The sequence below is a fragment of the Lactobacillus sp. ESL0684 genome, from assembly GCF_029392675.1.
In the GTDB taxonomy this organism is placed as follows: domain Bacteria; phylum Bacillota; class Bacilli; order Lactobacillales; family Lactobacillaceae; genus Lactobacillus.
This window is the reverse complement of the sequence record NZ_CP113941.1, coordinates 1809332-1828940: the sequence shown is the minus strand read 5'-3', so window position 1 is coordinate 1828940 and position 19609 is coordinate 1809332. Positions and strand designations below refer to the sequence as shown.

Genomic DNA, 19609 nt, shown 5'->3' with positions numbered 1-19609 from the left:
GCTAATTAATGGAAGGCAATTTACAAAACAACTCGGCAGTACAAAAATTTTCGAATTTTTGTGGCAAAGTCGGCAATGAAGTTCATTTACGTTCATTGCGTGATGCTTTTGCAATGATTATGCCGCTATTTATTTTAGCTGGGGTTGGAACACTAATTAATAGTGTTATCTTTCCTTGGTTGTTCAAGGGGCAAACGCTAGCAAACTTGCAAGTTTGGGGAACGTTGATTTCGAACGGAACGCTTAATATTGCTGGGCTAGCTTTGGCTCCAGCTACAGGTTTTACGTTAGCTAAGAATAAGAATTATAAAAACCCGATGGCTGCAGCGATTATATCGCTTGCTGCATTAATTATGATGATGCCGCAGAAGATTTCCTTAACTTTGGCTACTAATGCTAAGCCAGTTGATGTTACAGGTGGCTTATCCTATGCCAACCTGGGCACCAGTAGTATGTTCTCTGGCATTATTGTAGGATTGCTGGCAACCGAGCTATTTATTTGGCTAGGTAGTATTAAAAAACTCAAGATTAATTTGGGTGATAAGGTGCCACCAATGGTTGGCGAATCCTTTAACTCGATGATTCCTAGTATTTTAACTGCTAGTGCATTTGCATTAGTAGGTGCTTTATTAGCAGTTTTTGGTCAAACCGATTTAATTTCATTAATTGTCAAAATAATCCAAGAACCATTAAGATCATTCAATACTAGTTTGCCAGGTTCGTTATTTATTTATAGTATTGGTAACTTTTTATTCACTTTGGGAATTCACCAAACGGTTGTTAATGGGACGCTACTTGATCCAGTTTTGTTAATTAATATGAATAAGAATATGGCTGCCTATAATGCTCATAAGGCTGTGCCATATATTATGAACAAGACATTCTTAGATACCTTTGGCATGATTGGTGGCACAGGTTCAACAATTTGTTTAATTATTGCGGTTTTCTTAGTAGCTAAACAAAAATCTAGCAAGACAGTAGCTGGTTTGTCGCTAGTACCGGGATTATTCAACATTAATGAGCCGATGATCTTTGGTTTTCCAATTGTATTCAATATCCCATTAATGATTCCATTTGTTTTGCAACCAGTAATTGGTATATTGATTGCTTACTTCTTTACAGCAATTGGTTGGATGAGTAGAGTTGTAGTATACATTCCATGGGTTACGCCACCAGTGTTGAGTGCCTTTTTAGCAACAGGTGGTGATTGGCGAGCAATCTTTGTGCACTTGTTAATTATTGTTATCGGAGTTTTGTTCTATATGCCGTTTGTTAAGATTAGTGAGCGAGTTTCAGCACAAAATGCTGTTGTTGAAAATTAGCTGAATAAGTATTGTGGTCTAATCAAAAATAAGTATAAATAGAATGTAAAGAAGAGGAAAATTATGGCAAAACAAACAATTATGTTAAATTGTGCAGCAGGGATGAGTACATCATTACTAGTTACTAAGATGCAACAAGCAGCAGAAAGTCAGGAAATTGATGCAAAGATTTTTGCTTGTGCGGCAGGTGAAGCAGATGCACATATCGAACAAGAACAGATTGATTGTGTCTTATTAGGGCCGCAAGTTAGCTATATGAAAGATGATTTTGTTAAAAAGTTAGCAGGTAAAGGTGCAGCTGGCGCTGATATTCCTCTAGGAGTCATTGATATGCAAGCTTACGGCTTAATGGATGGGGCTAAGGTCTTGGCTCAAGCTGAAGCATTAATTAACGGATAAAGGAAGGTTAAGATGGCAGAAGAAAAGCAGACACCAAAAGATGATGAAGCTGCGTTGATGGCCGCAATGGGTTTAATTGCTAATGGTGGTAATGCCAAAAGTCTGGCATTTGAGGCAATTAGATTAGCCAAAAAAGGTGAAATTAGTGCGGCACGAGCTAAATTAGCAGAGTCAGATAAGTCACTAACAGATGCACATAATTCACAGACTGAGATGCTGACTAAGGAGGCTCAAGGCGAACATACTAAGGTTACTTTGTTAGTGGTGCATTCACAAGATCACCTAATGAATGCTATTACTTTCCGCGATCTTGCTGGTGAAATGGTCGACTTGTATGAAAAACTATTTGCACGGGAATAATTAATGATACCAATTAATAAGAGCTCTAAATTAATATTTAGGGCTCTTATTTTTGGTTAAAAGTTGGTTTTAATTAGAGTTGTGGCAGGAAAATCGGTTTTATTAGCTAGCTGGCTTAACATAATTTGTCCAGCGTTTTTGCCCATCAAATAAGGGTTTTGAATAATCATTTTAGCAGTTGGCCAAATACTAGCAATGAAATCTGTATCGGCGAAACCAGAGATTTGCAAATGATCATTTGGCAGTAAACCATTATGAATTAAATTAGGTAAAAGAGATAGCAGCCACCGTTCTTCTAAAAAGAAGAGCACAGTTTTAGTTTTGCTTTTAGTTAAAGCTTTACCTAATTCTGTATAAGCTGTTTGCTGCTCAATGTGCTTTTCGTCAAGTTCTACTACTTTGACACGAGGATAAACCTTCCTAATTCCTTGTAATCGCTCCTGCCTGGTAGAAGCGATTGAGATTGGCGAAGATAAGACAATTGCATCCTCCCAGCCATGTTGACTAAAATATTTAGCAGCATGATAACTTGCCTGTTGATTATCGCTTAAAACTTGTGGCCAGGGTGAATAATCCAATTTGCGATCAAGAATAACGATTGGTAGTTCACGCTTTACTTCAGCTTTAATAGTAGTGACATCACTGCTTAACGGCTGCAAAATTAAGCCATCATAAGTATTTAGTCCAACAGTATTAATTAGATGGTCTTCTCTTTTCTGTTGAGAGTTAGTATCGAGCAATACAGTGGTGTAGCCAGCAGGTTCTAAAACTGAGCTTGCTCCTTTGAATAATTCAATAGAAAATGAGTCCGCTATATTCGCCACGATAATTGCAATTGTCTTACTGCTATTAGTAATTAATTGTCTAGCGGCAGCGTTAGGTACGTAATTTAATTTTTTGATAGCAAGCTCAACGCGTTGAGCAGTTTCATTAGACATGCGATCAAGCTTGCCATGAAGATAGCGTGATACTGTAGCGATTGAAACATTTGCTAAATTTGCGACATCTTTGATACTAGCTGTTTTTTTCTTCATAAAATCCTCAAATCAAAAGTTACTATGGCCTATTATAGCAAATAAATGTTTTATCAGCATAAATTATATTTTAGCCATAAAATTATTGAAATAATTAAGGTAAAGGTTTACCATAAAAATGTAAAAGATGATTGAATGGAGGAATTATTATGCAAAAAAATGAAACACTTTCAGCGGTTAAAGATGCAGGAATCGTTGCTGTTGTAAGAGGTAATTCAAAGAAAGAAGCTTATCAAACAGCAGTAGCGTGTATTAAAGGTGGCGTTAAAGCAATTGAATTAACATTTACCGCCCCACAAGCAGACGAAATTATTAAACAATTACATAACGAGTATAAAGACGATCCAACAGTTGTAATTGGTGCTGGTACAGTACTTGACGCTGTTACTGCAAGAATTGCAATTATGGCGGGTGCTAAATTCATTGTTGCTCCATCATTTGATCGGGAGGTTGCTTTATTATGTAATGAATATCAAGTACCGTATATGCCGGGCTGTATGACGGTTACGGAAATTCAAACAGCAATGCGTTATGGCTCAGAAATAGTTAAGATTTTTCCAGGTAGTGCACTAGGTCAGGGTTTTGTTAAGGCAGTAAAAGCCCCACTTCCACAGGCTAACGTTATGCCTACTGGTGGGGTGAACTTGACCAACATGCATGAATGGTTTGAAGCAGGAGTTGTTGTAGTTGGGGCAGGTAGTAATTTAACTGCAGCAGCTGCTCAAGGAGACTACGATGCAGTTACTAAACAAGCTCAAGCTTACCATGAAGAATTTTTACGAATTCAGGAAAAGCGGGTGAGCTAAGTGAAAAAGGTAGTAACTTTTGGCGAAATTATGTTACGACTCAAGCCACCAGAGAATCAACGAATTATACAAACTGAAAGTTTTTCTGGGTTGTATGGTGGAGCAGAAGCTAATGTTGCAACTTCACTAGCAATACTTGGAGATCAAGTTCAATTTGTTTCTAAAGTGCCAGATAATAGTGTAGGACAAGCAGCTATAGGGACTTTACGTCGATATGGAGTGGATGTTGCAGCAATTCATCAAGGTGGACCTAGATTAGGTATTTACTTTTTTGAAAAGGGAGCTAGTGTACGTAATACAAGCGTGGTCTATGATCGGTCTAATAGCTCATTTGCTACAGCTAAAGCTGATGAGTTTGACTGGTCAGCGATTTTGCAAACCGCCGATTATTTCTATTTTTCTGGGATAACTCCAGCTGTTTCACCTGAGATGTTCACGGCAGTCCTAACTGCTTGTCAATATAGTGCTGAGCATGGAATCAAAGTTGTTTGTGACTTAAATTACCGTGGGAAAATGTGGTCGCAAGCTGCTGCTCAGACTGCTATGTCTCAATTAATGCCTTATGTTAATATTTGTCTTGCCAATGATGAAGACTTTGAAGCTAGTTTAGGAATTAAAGCCTTTGATGGTGATATGAGTCGGGGAATTGAGCAAAAGGCTGAGTTTATTAATGGTATGAAAGCAATCACTTCTAATTATCCTAATTGTCAAACTGTAGCAAGTGTTTTGCGTAATATTAAATCTGTTGAAGATTCAGAATGGATGGCGCTAATGGTTGACCATGGACATGTTTTTGAAACTCCAATTTACAAGATGCATGTTTGGGAAGGTGTAGCTTCTGGTGATGCATTTGGTGCAGGTCTGATTCATGGATTGCTACATAATTTTGATGAGCAAGCAAGAATAGATTATGCAATTGCAGCAAGTGTTTTAAAATTGACGATTAGCGGAGATTTAAACTTAGTTACAGATAGTGAAATCCGTGCAGTTATGGATAAGCAGAATAATATGCGGGTTTTGCGATAAAAAGAGGATATTTTTAATTAAAGAATGTTTGAAAAGAACGCTGGTTTTTATACCAACGTTCTTTTTTATATAGATATGCATACTTGCCAGTGCGGTGCAACTTATTTCATCAGTAATAGTGAAATAAGTTGCAGTTTTATTTTTGACTCCGCTTTCATATAATTGTGGTGTGGAGAAAGGAGTGAGCAAAATGACTCTAACTTCTAGACAAACAAGAATTGCAATTGAATTGTTGACTAACCCTCAAGTTTATAAAGTCAAAGATATGTCAGAAAAATATAGGGTTTCTACCAGAACTTTACGCAGCGATCTGAACAAAATATCCGAATGGCTTTCTGCTCAAATTGGGTGTGAATATAACTCGAAACCTGGTAAGGGAATATGGATAAGTTCTTCTAGTGATGAAGAAAGAAAAGCAGCGATTAATAGCTTATATGTTAATGGCAAGCTGAAGAATTCTAGTATTTTGTACTACAGTCCAGATGAGCGCAAATGGCTTATTTTAACTAAATTGGTTTTTAACAATGAATATTTAACAGGTAAATCACTATCTGAAACGTTAAATGTATCTAATAATACCTTTTTATCTGACTTAAAAAGCGCGAGGAAAGAAGCTAAAAGATTTCAATTGAGCATAATTGGAAAAAATTATTATGGATACAAATTGATAGGGGATGAAATAGATGTTCGTTCTTTAATGGAATATATTCTTCAAAAGCATATTGATTATTATACATTTGAAATAACAGATACCCTAAATATGATTATTAAAATTAGTTTAGATTGCTGTAAAGACTTAGATTTACCACTGTCGATCAGAAGAATTATGAGTGCAATCGCATTAAGCTTTTCTGACGATTTATCTGAGACTTTAAGTTCACATAGTACTGATCGTAATATTATTAAATCAATGATTAATCGATTGACAGTCATTATTTTTGAAAATAAAAGTGGAAAAAGATTGATAAGTCATGATACAAAACATGATTTACAAAGAAACCAAGAGAAGTATCTCGAAGTTTATACAAAAATAATGAAGAAGTTTGAGGTTAAGAAGTCACTACAAGAAGAAAAATATTTTGTTTTTGGTGTAAGTGACTTTAATGGTCATCCTGAAGCGGTTGCTGTAAAGATCATTAATTATGTATCAAATAAATTAAAGCTAACTTTAAATCAGGATATAACCTTGCTTGATTCATTAGTACAACATATTACAACAGAGTTCAACAGCGATTATCAATATTCTGATATGTATACACCATTTACATATGAATTGAAAAGTAAATATCCGGAGGTCTTTTTATCGGTAAAAGAAGCTTTAAGAATATTTGTTTCTGAAAATCCAATTATTATAAATGATGCATTCATTACTATGATTTCTTTACATTTCGTGGTTGCAATTAATGATTTTAAAAATTCATTTAAGGTTAAAGCGATGTATGTATGCTCATCTGGCAAAGGAGCTACTAGTGTTCTACGAAGATCTGTAGAACAAGAGATTAGTTGCATTACCTGTGTTGGATTTGCTTCACTATCAAATTATTTGTACAAGGCAAAGGAATTAGGTCCAGATATAATAATTAGTATTTTTATGTTAAATGAGATTACGACAATACCAACTATTCAAGTTAATCCAATACCAACTAAGCAAGACATTATAAAAATTGAAAATGAATTAAAAAAGTTAAATGAAAAAGTAAACCTTGCTTCTAATCGCTTAAATCTTGATTATCCAGAACAGAAGTTAGATGTTGAAAATACTGAACATGTTTTGTCAATGGCTTTAGAAGCATTTATCCGACTAAAAAAGCATTTTATTAACCAAATAGATAATAAATATATGGATGCATTTATGATTCATGTAGAAATGGCTACTGACAGAATTTTCTTTAATAAGCAATACACTATACAAACTAATGAGGATACGTATTATGGTTGTTCTTCAGAAGACTTTGACTTTATAAAAAAGACGTTTTTAGATCTAAATCTTGATATAAATACTACTGAAATTATAGCTATTTTAAAATATACCGAGTTTCGATAGAAAGGGATGATTAAACAAATGGATGAAAAACTACCTAAAGAATTACAATTCTATGTTGAAAAAAGCGATTATAAGTTTGAACTTAAAAAAGTTGAAAAATATGTATTAAAGATTATTGCTAAATATAAGCTAAAGCCTACACAACTTCAACTTAAGGTATTAGGAAATCATTTATCAGAGATGGTTATTAGGGCTAAAAGGGGGAAAAAATTAGATGATGTTGATGAAGCTATTTTTAGTGAAGTTAGCGAAAAAGCTTTAAGTATTTCGCTGAAGATTGTTGATTTTATTAATAGTAATGTGGGTAAGTTATCTAAATCAGAAAGTTATGTACTATCTATTCATTTTGAAAATATGTTATTAAATTAAGGAGAAAAATAATGGTAACAATTGTAGTAGCAGATCGTATGGGCAAAGGGCAAAAAGTTGCATCTGGAATAGAAAAAGCAGGAGCTAAAGTTGTACTAGTACCAGGAATTGGTGCTGATATGAAACTTGGCGATGTTATGAATGAAAACAACGCAGACTTTGGTATTTCATTTTGCGGAAGTGGAGGTGCAGGAGCAATAATTGCAAATAATAAGTATGGCTATGCAGAAAGACATGGTATGAGGTCGATTACTGAAGGCGTGACTGCAATTGAAGATGGTATTAAAGTTTTAGGGTTCGGGTTCATGGATAAAGAAGAGTTAGGAGAAAAAATAGTGGAAGCTATTAATAAAAAGTATCCTGATTAATTACTAGGAGCAAATATGAAAAATTTAAATTTAATAGTTGAAAAAGACAAAGAAATAGAAGTAACAGGCAAGGGAAAAGATAAGAAAGCTGCAATTGCTGAGGCTTTAAGTAATATATCAAAAGCATTAACTAAAGACAATTCAATTTTAATTTTTAGTATAAAGCCAAGCTTTTTTGAACTAGGCAGCTTAAAACAAATAAACAAAAAAGAACACTTTCTTTTTTTCTTTTTTCCTAGGGTAGTGACTTCATATGAAGTGACATTAATTGTCAATGTTCATATTGAATACATTTTATTAGAAAAAATGAAATATGAAAAAGTCTTTATTGGTGATAATGATTCTTTTAAAAGAATAGTAAAAGGGGTTTAAGATGCACTTTTTTGTAATTTTTATTGAGTCAATTGTAATCGGACTATTAGTAGGATTTGCTGTTGGAATAGGTGCAGCAAGAATGTTTAATGCCCCGACTGTACAAGCGTTAGGTGCATTTAGAACATTAGGAGAAATGAATGCTAGTGAGGGCGATCCAGCATCACATTTTTCGTTTGGATTAGGTTTCTTTTTTAACGCATGGGCTTCTACTGTTGCAGCGGGTTCATTTACTCAGGATGTAACTCATAGAGTTATTCCCAACTGGGCGGCTGCAATATTAATGCTAAAAAATCATGATGAAAAGGCAATGCATGATGCTAAAGCGATGGGAATAGTTGGTGCAATTATAGGTTCCATAGTTGTAGCTTTTTTAAACTTAACTAGTTCTGCATTACCACAATCTTTGCAAATAACTGCTGTCAAAGTTTTGGTTCCAGCTGCAACGTTATTAATTAATACTGTTATGCCTGTTATCTTTTGGTTAGCAGCTATTGATGCCGGGAAACGGTCAGGCATGTTCGGTACTATTTTTGGAGGTTTTGCACAATTAATTATGGGGAATGCAGTTCCTGGAGTGGTTTTGGGAATTTTAGTAGGTAAAGGAGTAGATGAGAGTGGATGGAATAAAATTACTAAGTCTATTTTGATTGCAACGATTCTACTCTTTGTATTAAGTGGATTCTTCAGAAGTTTTGATGTGACATTACTAAAACAAATGAATGTAAGTATACCTGGCTGGCTTAAACAAGTCCATGCTGTATTTGGTGGTTAAAAAGAAGGTATAGTATGAAAAACGATGAATCATTAAATTTAAAAGATACTAAAAGTTTTTGGTATGCAGATTGGAGTTTTCCAATTATTGTGGGAATAATGTCTGCTGGTGTATTTGCAGGAACTTCAATGTATTTTAATTATGGAACTGGTGCATTTAACGAGGTTGCGTTTGTTGCCATGCTAAAAGCCGGTATGACTGGAGGTTCATACGGTGCATGTGCAGCATTTGGAGCGAGTTTTCTATTTGCAAGGATCCTTGAAGGATCATTAGATGGAATCTTAGATTTAGGTGGCTCGCTGTTAACAGGTGTTGGCCTTGGGGTTCCTGCAATTTTATTAAGTATGAATATTAAAGAACCAATTGAAAGTTTTCCTTTAGCATTATTGACAGGTGCCATAATTGGCGTAATTATTGGAGCAATTATTTATGTTATACGACATTTTACTTTAAAACAGGCTAATTCTACCTTTGGTGCAGACATTATGATGGGAGCTGGCAATGATACTGGGCGTTTCCTTGGCCCGCTGATCATCATTTCTGCTGCTCAAGCGTCCATTCCGATTGGACTTGGAGCAATTGTTGGGGCAATTATTTTTTATGCTTGGAAGAAGCCAATCACAGGTGGTGCAATTATTGGATCAATGATTGCAGGTTTCTTTTTCCCAATAAAGTTGTAAAGAGGTGTGTAATCTTGTTAGATCTATATTTAAAAAATGGTTTAAGTATTAAAGATGATAGTCCATTAGAAGTTGCAATAAGAGGTCATAAAATCGTTGCAATGGGTCATAAATTGGAAGATATTAAGGCTCATCAAACTATTAACCTACAAGGAAAATATATTTCTGCAGGTTGGATTGATGATCATGTACATTGCTATGAGAAGTTAACGCTTTATTATGATGATCCTGACGAAGATGGCTATAAATCGGGAGTTACAACTGTAATTGATGCAGGATCCACTGGTGCAGAAAATATTGATGATTTTTATGATTCCAATGAGGATAAAATTACCAATGTTTACGCTATGATTAATGTTGGCAAGACTGGTATCTTAGCTCAAAACGAATTAGGTAATCTTGATACGATTGAAGAAAAAGCATTATTAGATTCAGTTGAAAAATATCAAAATTTTATTGTGGGAATTAAAGTTAGAGAAAGTCATTCTGTAGTTGTGAATAATGGAGTGGAACCATTAAAAAGAGGGAAAAAGTTCCAAAAGGAGTTAGGTGGTTCGTTTCCGATCATGGTCCATGTTGGAGCAAATCCACCTGATTTAAAGAATGTTGTATCGTTAATGGACAATAATGATATTTTGACACATGTGTATAATGGAAAGCCAAACGGAATCATCGATAAGGAAGGTAATATTCATCAATTTGTCTGGGAAGCCTATAAGCGAGGAGTAACTTTTGATGTAGGACATGGAACAGATAGCTTTAATTTTAATACTTTTGATGTAGCTAATTCAGCAGGATTGGTGCCTAAATCAATTAGTACAGATATATATAGTAGAAATCGGATTAATGGTCCTGTTTATGATATGGCAACTACTATGGAAAAGTTTTTAATGTATGGTTTTTCATTGTCTAAAGTTGTTAGTATGGTTACTGAAGCACCAGCAAAGACCTTTAATTTGGTGACTAAAGGAAAACTTGAGGAAGGCTACGATGCTGATTTAACTGTTTTCGAATTGAAAAAGAATGTAGCAAATAAATTAGTTGATTCAAATCAAAATGAACGTATATATGATAAGAAAATTTGCCCACAATTATGCGTAGTAATGGGTAAAGCCTATGAAATTGGTGAATAAAATGGATTTTTATAAAGAACTAAATTTAAAGCATGTGATAAATGCAAGTGGAAAAATGACGATATTAGGTGTTTCTAAACTACCTGAAGAAAGTATTAAAGCCCAACAATTTGGTGATAGTCATTTTTTTGAGATGGCAGACTTAGTTAAAAAAAGTGGCGAATATATTGCTAAATTACTTGGTGCAGAAGATGCGGTAATAGTGAATTCAGCATCTGCTGGGATAGCACAAACTATTGCAGCACTCATTGGTCAAGGTAATAAATATCATTTGTATCATCCATACTCTGATAGGTTTACTAAAAGGAATTTTATATTGCCAAAAGGACAAAATGTTGATTATGGTGCACCTGAAGAGGAAATGATAGCGGTAGGAGGCGGTCATATAATTGAAGCAGGGTATGCAAATATGTGTTCATCCGAACATATTGAATGGGCTATTGATGATAGTACAGCGGCAATTTTTTACGTAAAAAGTCACCATGCTGTTCAAAAAAGTATGCTATCTATTGAAGATGCACTTAAAGTAGCTCATCAACATGGATTGCCACTAATTCTCGATGCAGCAGCAGAGGAAGATCTAAAAAAATATGTTGAAATGGGAGTTGATATTGTTATCTTTAGTGGTGCTAAAGCAATAGAAGGACCAGCGGCTGGCTTAGTATACGGTAAAAGAAAATATATTGAATGGATTAGGATGCAAAGTTTGGGCTTGGGTCGTTCAATGAAAATAGGTAAAGAAAATATATTTGGCTTATTGGGAGCCATTGAAAAGTATCTAAAGGTGGGTCCTGAAAAAGGCAAAGATATGCATAAGCGCTTAATCCCATTTATGTCCGAATTAAATCAAGTACCTCATATTAAAGTTAGAGAGCAACAAGATCAAGCTGGTCGAGAAATTTATCGTGCAGATGTGGTTGTTGATAAACTCTGTCCTAAAAATGCTAAAGAAATTATTAAAGAATTGAAAGAAAATGATCCAGCAATATATACCCGTGAGTATAGAGCGAATGAAGGAATAATTGAATTTGATATTAGAGCCGTAGATTCTGATGAGATGAGTGTAATAGTTGATAGATTGAAGGAAATTTTAAGATGAAATTAACGCCAAATTATTATAAAGATAGGGTAGCTTTGAATGTACTGGCTGGTTCAGTAGATAATGCAAAAGATATTTATCAAGCAGCTGAGGGTCATGTTATTTGCGGAGTATTAACTAAAAATTATCCGGATAATAGAACTTGTGTTACAGATATGAAAAAGTATCAAACTGCTGTTGATAATGCAATTTCAGTTGGCTTAGGAGCTGGGGATCCTAACCAAAGTTTGATGGTTAGTGAAGTTTCCAAAATACTTCAACCACAACATGTAAATCAGGTTTTTACTGGAGTGGCTCAATCAAGAACTATGTTAGGGCAAAGTGAAACAGTAGTTAATGGTTTGGTTTCTCCAACTGGAAAAGTTGGTTATGTTAATATTGCAACTGGCCCATTTAGCAGTCAAGTTAAAACTGCTGAGGTTCCTATTGTGGCAGCTATTGCTATGTTGAAAGATATGGGAGGTAGTTCTATAAAATATTTCCCAATGAAAGGATTGAAGCATAAAGATGAATATATGTATTTAGCAAAAGCATGTGCTGCTAATGATTTTAGTTTAGAGCCAACAGGTGGAATAGATTTAGAAAATTTTCAAACAATTTTGGAAATTGCAGTTGAAGCGGGTGTTAAAAAAATCATACCTCATGTTTATTCTTCAATTATTGATAAGGATACAGGATTAACTAAACCTGCTGACGTTGCCAAGTTATTTGTTATGATAAAGACTGTTGTGGACTGATAATTGTATTTAAAGGAACAATAAAAGCTTGCAAAATCAATTGATTTTACAAGCTTTTTTATTTATGACCTAATAGTTTTTATAGAAGTTAGTTTTTTGAATTGAAAGGTCAACTTTTTGAGATAATATAATTGATTTTATTTATGATCTTTATCTATGGCTTCCCATAGACCATTTAAATAAGTGATACTTAATGCACGATCGTATAGTCCATAACCAGGACGACCATTTTCACCCCAAATATCACGACCATGATCAGGACGAATATAGCCTTGATAATTATTATCATACAGTGCTTTTATGATTTCATACATATCAAGCGAGCCTTTTGAAGATAAGGCAGCAGATTCATGAAAATCGCCTTGGTCATTGATAAAGTTGATATTGCGAGCATGAATAAAGAATACGCGATCTTTAGCAGCAAATTCTCGAATAATAGCTGGTACATCATTTTTAGGATTTTCGCCTAGACTACCGCAACAAATGGTAAAACCATTATAAGGAGATTCGTGTAATTGCTCAATCTTAAGCATGTCATCACGATTCTTGTAAATTCGTGGTAAACCGAATAGTGGTCGAGGTGGGTCGTCAGGATGCATAGCCATGCGAACATCACACTCTTCACAAACAGGAATGATTGCGTCTAAAAAGTATTTTAAGTTAGCAGTTAATTTAGCTGTATTAACGCCTACATATGCTTTCATCAATTTCTTGATTTCTGCCATGCGTTCTGGTTCCCAACCAGCTTGGACATAACCATTGGAATTCTTTTGCATCGCTTGTGCAATACTTTCAGGATCATCCGTGATATATTTTTGTTCAAAAGCCATAGCAGTTGAACCATCATCTAATTCATAGTGCAAATCAGTTCTAATCCAGTCAAATACTGGCATGAAATTATAACAAATAACTTTAACACCGTATTCTGCTAAGTTGCGAATAGTTTGAATGTAATTTTCAATGTACCGGTCGCGGGAAGGTAATCCAATCTTAATGTCATCATGGACATTAACTGATTCAATAACTTCTAATTTTAAACCAGCTGCTTCAACTTCGTCTTTTAATTGTTTAATTTGGTCTTTTGGCCAAACTTCACCAGCTGGAATATCAAATAAAGCACCAACGACCTGAGTTGTCCCAGGAATTTGACGAATATCTTGTAATTTGATGGCATCGTTATTATCTCCGTACCACCGGAAACCCATATTTTTCATATTATTATTTTCCTTTTTAATTAAAATTGGTAACTTTTAGTTTGGACGGTATCGTGAATTGTCTTGCGGATAGCTCCTTTATCAGCAATTAGTTGTTTAAAGTAGTTTTCAACTTTAGTTCCTAGGCCAATATCATATAAATTATTACCAAAAATACTCTTATTAGAGAGGATTGGCTGTAATTTTTCATGGACATCGATATTAGAGTTACCCAGTTTAATATCTTCGACATAAGCCTTCAAATTATCTAATAGTGGATCAGGACTTTGTTCAAACGCTTCACCATTATCATCTATACCCATCAAGTAACGACACCAACTTGCCAAAACTAGAGGGATGAATTCTAAATCTTCAGGATTTAAATCTGAATCGTCAACATAATGTTGGATAGTGACGCCATATCTAACTGGAATTTTTTGTGATGTATCGCTGGCAATTCTTTGCGGAGTATCAGGAATATTCTTGTTAGGTAAACGTAAGTTAATTAGTTCATCAATGAATTTTTTCGGATTAATAATCTTTGGATCCTTGACTACGGGTAAATCTTCGCCGTAACCTAAGTTCTTAATTAAATCTAGAAGATCCTGATCAGAGAGTTCACTAGCAATTGAGGTATAACCAAGTAAATTACCTAAGATAGCTAAAGCAGTATGTAGCGGATTAAGGCAGGCCGTAACCTTCATTTGGTCAGCATCATTAACAGTCTCACGATCAGTCAAGATTACACCAGCTTTTTCTAAAGGTGGACGTCCATTAGGGAAACTATCTTCAATCACTAAATAATGAATTTGTTCTGTGTTACCAAATGGTGCGATATTAGTGTGTTTAGCAGTATGAACTATTTCTGTATCAGCGAAGCCACTCATCTTTAGTTGATCTGCTACTGTTTGAGCTGGATTAGGTGTTATTCGATCAATCATGGACCATGGGAAAGAAACCTGATTTGGATCTTTTAGATAATCGATAAAGCCAGCTTCTACAGCCCCTGCTTTAGCCCAACCTTGAGCAATTCGTAAAACTTCTGTTTCAAGTTTTAAACCGTTCTGAGAAAAGTTGTCTGTGCTGACCATGGCAATTGGTTGTTTACCAGCTTTGTAACGTGCATAAAGTAAGTGGGCAACTGCTCCCATATTAGTCTTAGGTGACTCGGGACCATTTGCAATATCTTCTTTTGCGGCCGCAGTTAAATTACCGTTAACATCTGTTAATGCATAACCTTTTTCTGTAATTGAAAAAGTTGCTAACTGTAGAGATGGTTTAGTAAAAATCTCAGTTAATCTGTTCCAACCAGCTTCATTGGCTTGATTAAAGTATAATGATTCACCAACACTTGCTAACAGTTCTTTTTCTAAAGTACCATTACTTTTCATGACGACACTTAACATCCGATTTTGGTATGCATGATAAATTTTATCTATTACTTCATCGTCATAAGTCTCAGCGACTACGATACCACTTACTAATTTTCCTTGATTTAATAAATCTTGTGCTATTTTTGCATGGAAGCATCGAAAGAGGTTGCCACCACCAAAATGAACCCAGACTGGTTCTTCTTTGGTCTGACTAGTAACTTTGGCTTGATTATATTGTGGAACCACAATGTTTTGTTTTGCAAATTCATCTTTCTGATCTAAATAATTATCAGTTAATTTCAGCAACTGAATACCTCCTTTTCTAAAGTAGAAAATGTATATCTAAGTTCCGATATACTAATATATCACTTTTAATGTAAGCGAATTAGAGGGAAAAGTCAATAACTTTTTTCATAAAAGTTTTATAATGTTAAATAATGTAACTGGGCTGATATTAACATTAATATGATATTATTAGTAAATATTCGCATAAAAAGGAGTTGTTACAAGATGATCTCAACTATGAAAGAACAGGTTTATAATACGATTTTACAACGAATTATTAGCCTAAATTATTTACCAGGACAAAAAATCTCAGAAAAGGATTTAGGTCAAGAGTTGCAGGTTGGTCGAACGCCAATCAGAGAGGCAATCTTGCAATTGCGTGAAGAAGGTTTAATCACTGCTGTGCCACAGTCTGGAACGTATATATCTAAAATAAATTTACAGAAGGCTAAAGATGCTCGTTTTATGCGTGAAAGTGTGGAAACTCAAATCATAACTGAGGCAATTACCAAATTAACAGATTATGATTTTATGATTTTACGGCAAATAATTGAACGACAGAAATTAGAAGTAGAAACTACACACAATGATATGCGTTTTTTTAACCAAGATGAGCAATTTCATCATTATTTTTATAAGGCGGCAGGACGCGAGCAGGTTTGGCTTTGGCTTCAAATGGTTAATATGCATTTAAATCGCTTTCGTGTTTTACGATTGCGCAGTAAAAGCCTATCATGGAACTCCTTGATTGAGGAACATCAACAAATTGTGGATGCTGCGGAACAAAAAAATACTGCTAAGGCAGTTAAGTTAATTTCAGGACATTTACATCGTGCACTAGATGAAGAACCAACTTTGCGCAAAGATTATGCAGATTATTTTGAAGAATAAAAATTAATAAAAGTTGCTTATAATTAGGAGATTTCGGTATTAAAACCGAAATCTTTTTTATTTTGCATAAATTTGTGGTTGACAATCGTTACTTTTGGTAATATTCTGTAATCGGTTTCAAATATACTAATATATCACACGTAATAAATATTATTAAAACTATTTTAACTTAGATTATGTAATTTTGTACTAATTCATAATTATGGGGGTGTAATATGGAAAACGCTGATTCAGCGGATACCGTTAATAAAGATATTGTTGAACAAAATAAAGATATGTTAATGAATGATTCGTCTAAGCATATACCAATGTATCAAAAAATCGCTTATGGATTTGGAGATTTCGGAAATGGTTTTATGTTTGATCTTGGGCAATCATATTTAACTAAATTTTGGGTTGACGGTGTAGGAATTAGTGCTGGTGCTGTCGGTGGGATTTTTGCATTTACTAAAATTTTTGATGCATTCATGGATCCAATTGCTGGTTCTGTGGTTGATAATCGGAAAAATATTGGCAAACGTGGAAAGTTTCGTCCGTTTATGATGGTCTCAGCCATTATTTTAGGTATTTTAACTGTTCTGACTTTTATGATGCCGAGTGGTCTTTCGATGACTCAGAAGATTATTTATGCATATGCTGCGTACATGATTTGGGGTCTTGTATATTCGTTTACTAATGATCCATACGGATCATTAGCCTCCGTTATGTCAAGAAATACTGAGGACAGAAGCTTTATGGCAACTACTAGACAAGTAGGATCAGTAGGTGCACAGTTTGTTGCTGGTGTGGCATTCATTCCTCTAACAGTTATGATTGGTAAAGGCAATCAACAACGGGGATATTTCTGGGCAGCATTGATCTTTGCAATTATTGGTGTTGCTATGTTTGCAATTTGTTATTTAGGAACTAAAGAAAATGTTCATGTAAATAGAAGTGGTAATACTGAAAAAGAGGGCTTTAAGGATTACTTTAAAGTTATTTTTAAGAATGGACCACTTGGTGCATTAATTTTAATGACGTTATTTACGATTTCGGCAATGAATACTAATAATCAAATGATGGTTTTCTATGCAGAATATGATTTAGGTAATATTGGTCTTCAGCCAATTATTAACGCTATCATGATGGGCTGCTCAATTGTTGGAGTATTTATGATCCCAACACTTACTAAACATTTTGGTCAAAAGAAAACCGTTATGTTTAGTTTTGCTATCGGTGCAATTGCTAATATTTTGAACTTTATTTTACCTGATAATATTGTAACATTTATTATTTTGGTAACTATTGGCTATACTGCTTTAGCGATACCAAATGGTATAACTTGGGCAATGGTATCCAATGCTATTGATTACGGTGAATGGAGTACTGGTGTTCGTAAAGAAGGATTGACCTATGCAGCGTTTAATTTTTCACGAAAAATTGCTCAATCGATTGCAGCGATTGTTTCTTCAGGAATATTAGCTTTAACAGGGTACGTTGCTAATGCACATCAAACTGCAGGAGCTATGCAAGGCATAAAAGCAGCAATGACATTGTATCCAGGCGTTTGCTTGATTTTTGCAGCAATTATAATTGGTTTTTTATATAAGCTTGATGACCAGCGTTTTGGCGAAATTGCTAATGACTTGGATCATGGACGTTGGAAAGGTGGAAAAATTGGCGAATAGTAAATTTAATAGATTGAAGATAAGTATTTAAATATGGAGGAAATAATAATGAACTTGAATAAGTTATTAGATGATGTTAAGGAAGTTTATGCAGCTGATGGAGATTATAGTAATTTGAGCAATAAAGAAATATATACTCCATCTATTCAAATTGATCGTAGAAATGTTTACTTTATTTTGCATCAACCGGATGATAAAGGCATTGTTCAAAAGAGTTTAGTTGTTTATGAAAACTTATTAACTGCTGGTGATTTTGATGCTAAAGATTCAATGGTAGATGTTGACTCAAAGCTCTTAGTTGGCGAATTAAATGAAAAGAATAATGTAGCTCTAGCAAAACGCTTTAAGTGGATGAGACCTACTTCACGACGCAATTATAAATATACTTTTGGATTAGGAGATCGTTTAGGGAATGCATCAAACGCGCATATTAGACTATTTAAAGACCGAGGCGTAATGCCAGTCTTGGCACAACAGTCTATCCGTGAACTAGTTTTGATGAATCGCACTAACACAGATGTTTTTCAATCTGCCTCGTGGGCGGTGTTTGAAGAAGGCTTTACTTATGGATGGGGCGCAGATGGTGATCATGTTAAAACCCCGTATGAGGTAGATTATGCAGTTAAGATTGGATGCTCAATCATTACACTTGATTTGACTGAAGTTATTAACAATGACGCCGTCAATTTGAGCGATGAAGAATTAGATAAGCGCTTTAATGAACTAGATCCAGACCAGATTAAATATTTTAATGATACATATTTAAATAAAACTTTTGATTTGGGCAATGGCTATTCCGTTAAATTTAATAAACATGATGTTGAAGAATCTGTTCTAACGTTCTACGATGCAATTTTATTTGCCATAGATGTTTATCAAAAATACATTGTTCCTTACAATTTAGATCTTGAAGTTTCAATGGATGAAACACCATATCGAACTACTAATCCTAACCATTATTTCTTTGCTAATGAATTGAACCGTCGTGGCATCACACCAACTTCAATGGCTCCAAGATTTGTGGGTGAATTCCAAAAAGCCATTGATTATATTGGTGATCCTCAAGAATTTGAAAAAGATTATCGTGTTCATGAAGCTATTGCTGAACACTTTGGTTATAGATTGAGTATTCACTCTGGTTCAGATAAGTTATCAGTTTATGAAATTATTGGTCGTGTATCTAAAGATAACGGTTGGCACGTGAAGACGGCTGGAACTAATTGGCTTGAAGCGTTAAGAGTAATTGCTCATAAAGATCCAGAATTTATGCAAGAATTATATAGATTTGCTTATGAAAACTTAGATGACGTCAAAGATTATTATGTTTTTAATGCACAAAGTGACGGTACTGCTCCTAAACCTGAAACGATAACAAGTGAAAATGTAATAAGCCTGCTTGATAACGATGACTCACGGCAGATTCTGCATACAATGTTTGGTCCAATAATGAATTTGAAGCATAATTATCACTATGTGTATCGTGATAAGTTCTGGGATATTCTTCTTAAGAACCAAGATCTTTATGATAAGTATCTAAACATTCATATTGGTGAGCACTTAGATTTGCTGCAAGGTGTAGTTAAGACTAAACAAGAGGCTCTAGATAAAAATGAGCCTAAAACTGATATTTCTAAATAAGTAAAAGTTGAAATATTAAGTATGGTAGAAAGTGTTAG

At 34.5% G+C, this 19609-nt stretch carries 20 protein-coding genes; 17 read left to right on the top strand and 3 right to left on the bottom strand.

Annotated elements, in window-relative coordinates; all coding sequences use genetic code 11:
• Nucleotides 1–8: 8 nt before the first annotated feature.
• The 3 genes from OZX56_RS08935 to OZX56_RS08925 all read left to right on the top strand — a co-directional run bounded on the left by OZX56_RS08935 (nt 9) and on the right by OZX56_RS08925 (nt 2081).
• Nucleotides 9–1322: a PTS transporter subunit EIIC gene (locus tag OZX56_RS08935; protein ID WP_277139660.1), complete on the top strand. Its 1314-nt coding sequence runs from the start codon at nt 9–11 to the stop codon at nt 1320–1322.
• 63 nt (nt 1323–1385) lie between these two features.
• Nucleotides 1386–1721 (top strand): PTS sugar transporter subunit IIB, encoded by a 336-nt coding sequence (locus OZX56_RS08930; protein WP_277139659.1) that lies wholly within the window; start codon nt 1386–1388, stop codon nt 1719–1721.
• Nucleotides 1722–1733: 12 nt separating this feature from the next.
• Nucleotides 1734–2081, top strand: a complete 348-nt coding sequence (locus OZX56_RS08925; RefSeq protein WP_277139658.1) for a PTS lactose/cellobiose transporter subunit IIA — start codon at nt 1734–1736, stop codon at nt 2079–2081.
• A gap of 56 nt (nt 2082–2137) precedes the next feature.
• On the opposite strand, the gene OZX56_RS08920 is transcribed toward OZX56_RS08925, so the two are convergent.
• Nucleotides 2138–3115, bottom strand: coding sequence for a LacI family DNA-binding transcriptional regulator (locus OZX56_RS08920; RefSeq protein ID WP_277139657.1), 978 nt, complete (start codon nt 3113–3115; stop codon nt 2138–2140).
• A 149-nt stretch (nt 3116–3264) separates the two neighbouring features.
• On the opposite strand from OZX56_RS08920, the gene OZX56_RS08915 reads away from it, so the two are divergent.
• The 11 genes from OZX56_RS08915 (at nt 3265) to OZX56_RS08865 (ending at nt 12524) form a co-directional block, all read left to right on the top strand.
• Nucleotides 3265–3921, top strand: a complete 657-nt coding sequence (locus OZX56_RS08915; protein ID WP_277139656.1) for a bifunctional 4-hydroxy-2-oxoglutarate aldolase/2-dehydro-3-deoxy-phosphogluconate aldolase — start codon at nt 3265–3267, stop codon at nt 3919–3921.
• The gene (locus tag OZX56_RS08910) at nt 3922–4947 is read left to right on the top strand and encodes a sugar kinase (protein WP_277139655.1); all 1026 of its coding nucleotides are present in this window, start codon (nt 3922–3924) and stop codon (nt 4945–4947) included.
• A 190-nt stretch (nt 4948–5137) separates the two neighbouring features.
• Nucleotides 5138–6991: a helix-turn-helix domain-containing protein gene (locus OZX56_RS08905; protein WP_277139654.1), complete on the top strand. Its 1854-nt coding sequence runs from the start codon at nt 5138–5140 to the stop codon at nt 6989–6991.
• A gap of 18 nt (nt 6992–7009) precedes the next feature.
• Nucleotides 7010–7360, top strand: a complete 351-nt coding sequence (locus OZX56_RS08900) for a PRD domain-containing protein (RefSeq protein ID WP_277139653.1) — start codon at nt 7010–7012, stop codon at nt 7358–7360.
• 11 nt (nt 7361–7371) lie between these two features.
• Complete coding sequence (locus OZX56_RS08895) at nt 7372–7728, top strand: SFCGS family glycine-rich protein (protein ID WP_277139652.1); 357 nt, start codon at nt 7372–7374, stop codon at nt 7726–7728.
• A 15-nt stretch (nt 7729–7743) separates the two neighbouring features.
• Nucleotides 7744–8100 carry a DUF4312 family protein gene (locus OZX56_RS08890; RefSeq protein ID WP_277139651.1) on the top strand — a complete coding sequence of 119 codons (357 nt, stop codon included), beginning with the start codon at nt 7744–7746 and terminating at the stop codon, nt 8098–8100.
• Between the two features lies 1 nt (nt 8101).
• On the top strand, nt 8102–8875 hold the full coding sequence (locus OZX56_RS08885; RefSeq protein WP_277139650.1) for a DUF4311 domain-containing protein: 774 nt from the start codon (nt 8102–8104) through the stop codon (nt 8873–8875).
• 14 nt (nt 8876–8889) lie between these two features.
• Nucleotides 8890–9555: a DUF4310 family protein gene (locus OZX56_RS08880; protein ID WP_277139649.1), complete on the top strand. Its 666-nt coding sequence runs from the start codon at nt 8890–8892 to the stop codon at nt 9553–9555.
• 14 nt (nt 9556–9569) lie between these two features.
• Nucleotides 9570–10688, top strand: coding sequence for an amidohydrolase/deacetylase family metallohydrolase (locus tag OZX56_RS08875; protein ID WP_277139648.1), 1119 nt, complete (start codon nt 9570–9572; stop codon nt 10686–10688).
• A gap of 1 nt (nt 10689) precedes the next feature.
• Nucleotides 10690–11787, top strand: coding sequence for a DgaE family pyridoxal phosphate-dependent ammonia lyase (locus OZX56_RS08870; protein ID WP_277139647.1), 1098 nt, complete (start codon nt 10690–10692; stop codon nt 11785–11787).
• Nucleotides 11784–12524: a KDGP aldolase family protein gene (locus OZX56_RS08865; RefSeq protein WP_277139646.1), complete on the top strand. Its 741-nt coding sequence runs from the start codon at nt 11784–11786 to the stop codon at nt 12522–12524. Before OZX56_RS08870 ends, OZX56_RS08865 begins: the two co-directional genes overlap by 4 nt.
• A gap of 137 nt (nt 12525–12661) precedes the next feature.
• Here the strand turns inward: OZX56_RS08865 and uxuA are convergent, their stop codons facing one another.
• Complete coding sequence (uxuA, locus tag OZX56_RS08860; protein ID WP_277139645.1) at nt 12662–13738, bottom strand: mannonate dehydratase; 1077 nt, start codon at nt 13736–13738, stop codon at nt 12662–12664.
• Between the two features lie 20 nt (nt 13739–13758).
• Nucleotides 13759–15396, bottom strand: coding sequence for a mannitol dehydrogenase family protein (locus tag OZX56_RS08855; protein WP_277139644.1), 1638 nt, complete (start codon nt 15394–15396; stop codon nt 13759–13761).
• Between the two features lie 204 nt (nt 15397–15600).
• Here OZX56_RS08855 and OZX56_RS08850 point away from each other — a divergent pair, with 204 nt between their 5' ends.
• From OZX56_RS08850 to OZX56_RS08840, 3 genes are all read left to right on the top strand, one after another.
• Complete coding sequence (locus OZX56_RS08850; protein WP_277139643.1) at nt 15601–16266, top strand: GntR family transcriptional regulator; 666 nt, start codon at nt 15601–15603, stop codon at nt 16264–16266.
• A 215-nt stretch (nt 16267–16481) separates the two neighbouring features.
• Nucleotides 16482–17933: a glycoside-pentoside-hexuronide (GPH):cation symporter gene (locus OZX56_RS08845; protein ID WP_277139642.1), complete on the top strand. Its 1452-nt coding sequence runs from the start codon at nt 16482–16484 to the stop codon at nt 17931–17933.
• A 48-nt stretch (nt 17934–17981) separates the two neighbouring features.
• The gene (locus OZX56_RS08840) at nt 17982–19571 is read left to right on the top strand and encodes a tagaturonate epimerase family protein (protein WP_277139641.1); all 1590 of its coding nucleotides are present in this window, start codon (nt 17982–17984) and stop codon (nt 19569–19571) included.
• Nucleotides 19572–19609 lie beyond the last annotated feature (38 nt).

Excerpts from the sequence above, each read along its gene's own strand:
- OZX56_RS08935 (WP_277139660.1), top strand. The coding sequence starts at position 9 with ATGGAAGGCAATTTACAAAACAACTCGGCAGTACAAAAATTTTCGAAT.
- OZX56_RS08930 (WP_277139659.1), top strand. The coding sequence starts at position 1,386 with ATGGCAAAACAAACAATTATGTTAAATTGTGCAGCAGGGATGAGTACA.
- OZX56_RS08925 (WP_277139658.1), top strand. The coding sequence starts at position 1,734 with ATGGCAGAAGAAAAGCAGACACCAAAAGATGATGAAGCTGCGTTGATG.
- OZX56_RS08920 (WP_277139657.1), bottom strand. The coding sequence starts at position 3,115 with ATGAAGAAAAAAACAGCTAGTATCAAAGATGTCGCAAATTTAGCAAAT.
- OZX56_RS08915 (WP_277139656.1), top strand. The coding sequence starts at position 3,265 with ATGCAAAAAAATGAAACACTTTCAGCGGTTAAAGATGCAGGAATCGTT.
- OZX56_RS08905 (WP_277139654.1), top strand. The coding sequence starts at position 5,138 with ATGACTCTAACTTCTAGACAAACAAGAATTGCAATTGAATTGTTGACT.
- OZX56_RS08900 (WP_277139653.1), top strand. The coding sequence starts at position 7,010 with ATGGATGAAAAACTACCTAAAGAATTACAATTCTATGTTGAAAAAAGC.
- OZX56_RS08895 (WP_277139652.1), top strand. The coding sequence starts at position 7,372 with ATGGTAACAATTGTAGTAGCAGATCGTATGGGCAAAGGGCAAAAAGTT.
- OZX56_RS08890 (WP_277139651.1), top strand. The coding sequence starts at position 7,744 with ATGAAAAATTTAAATTTAATAGTTGAAAAAGACAAAGAAATAGAAGTA.
- OZX56_RS08885 (WP_277139650.1), top strand. The coding sequence starts at position 8,102 with ATGCACTTTTTTGTAATTTTTATTGAGTCAATTGTAATCGGACTATTA.
- OZX56_RS08880 (WP_277139649.1), top strand. The coding sequence starts at position 8,890 with ATGAAAAACGATGAATCATTAAATTTAAAAGATACTAAAAGTTTTTGG.
- OZX56_RS08870 (WP_277139647.1), top strand. The coding sequence starts at position 10,690 with ATGGATTTTTATAAAGAACTAAATTTAAAGCATGTGATAAATGCAAGT.
- OZX56_RS08865 (WP_277139646.1), top strand. The coding sequence starts at position 11,784 with ATGAAATTAACGCCAAATTATTATAAAGATAGGGTAGCTTTGAATGTA.
- uxuA (WP_277139645.1), bottom strand. The coding sequence starts at position 13,738 with ATGAAAAATATGGGTTTCCGGTGGTACGGAGATAATAACGATGCCATC.
- OZX56_RS08850 (WP_277139643.1), top strand. The coding sequence starts at position 15,601 with ATGATCTCAACTATGAAAGAACAGGTTTATAATACGATTTTACAACGA.
- OZX56_RS08845 (WP_277139642.1), top strand. The coding sequence starts at position 16,482 with ATGGAAAACGCTGATTCAGCGGATACCGTTAATAAAGATATTGTTGAA.
- OZX56_RS08840 (WP_277139641.1), top strand. The coding sequence starts at position 17,982 with ATGAACTTGAATAAGTTATTAGATGATGTTAAGGAAGTTTATGCAGCT.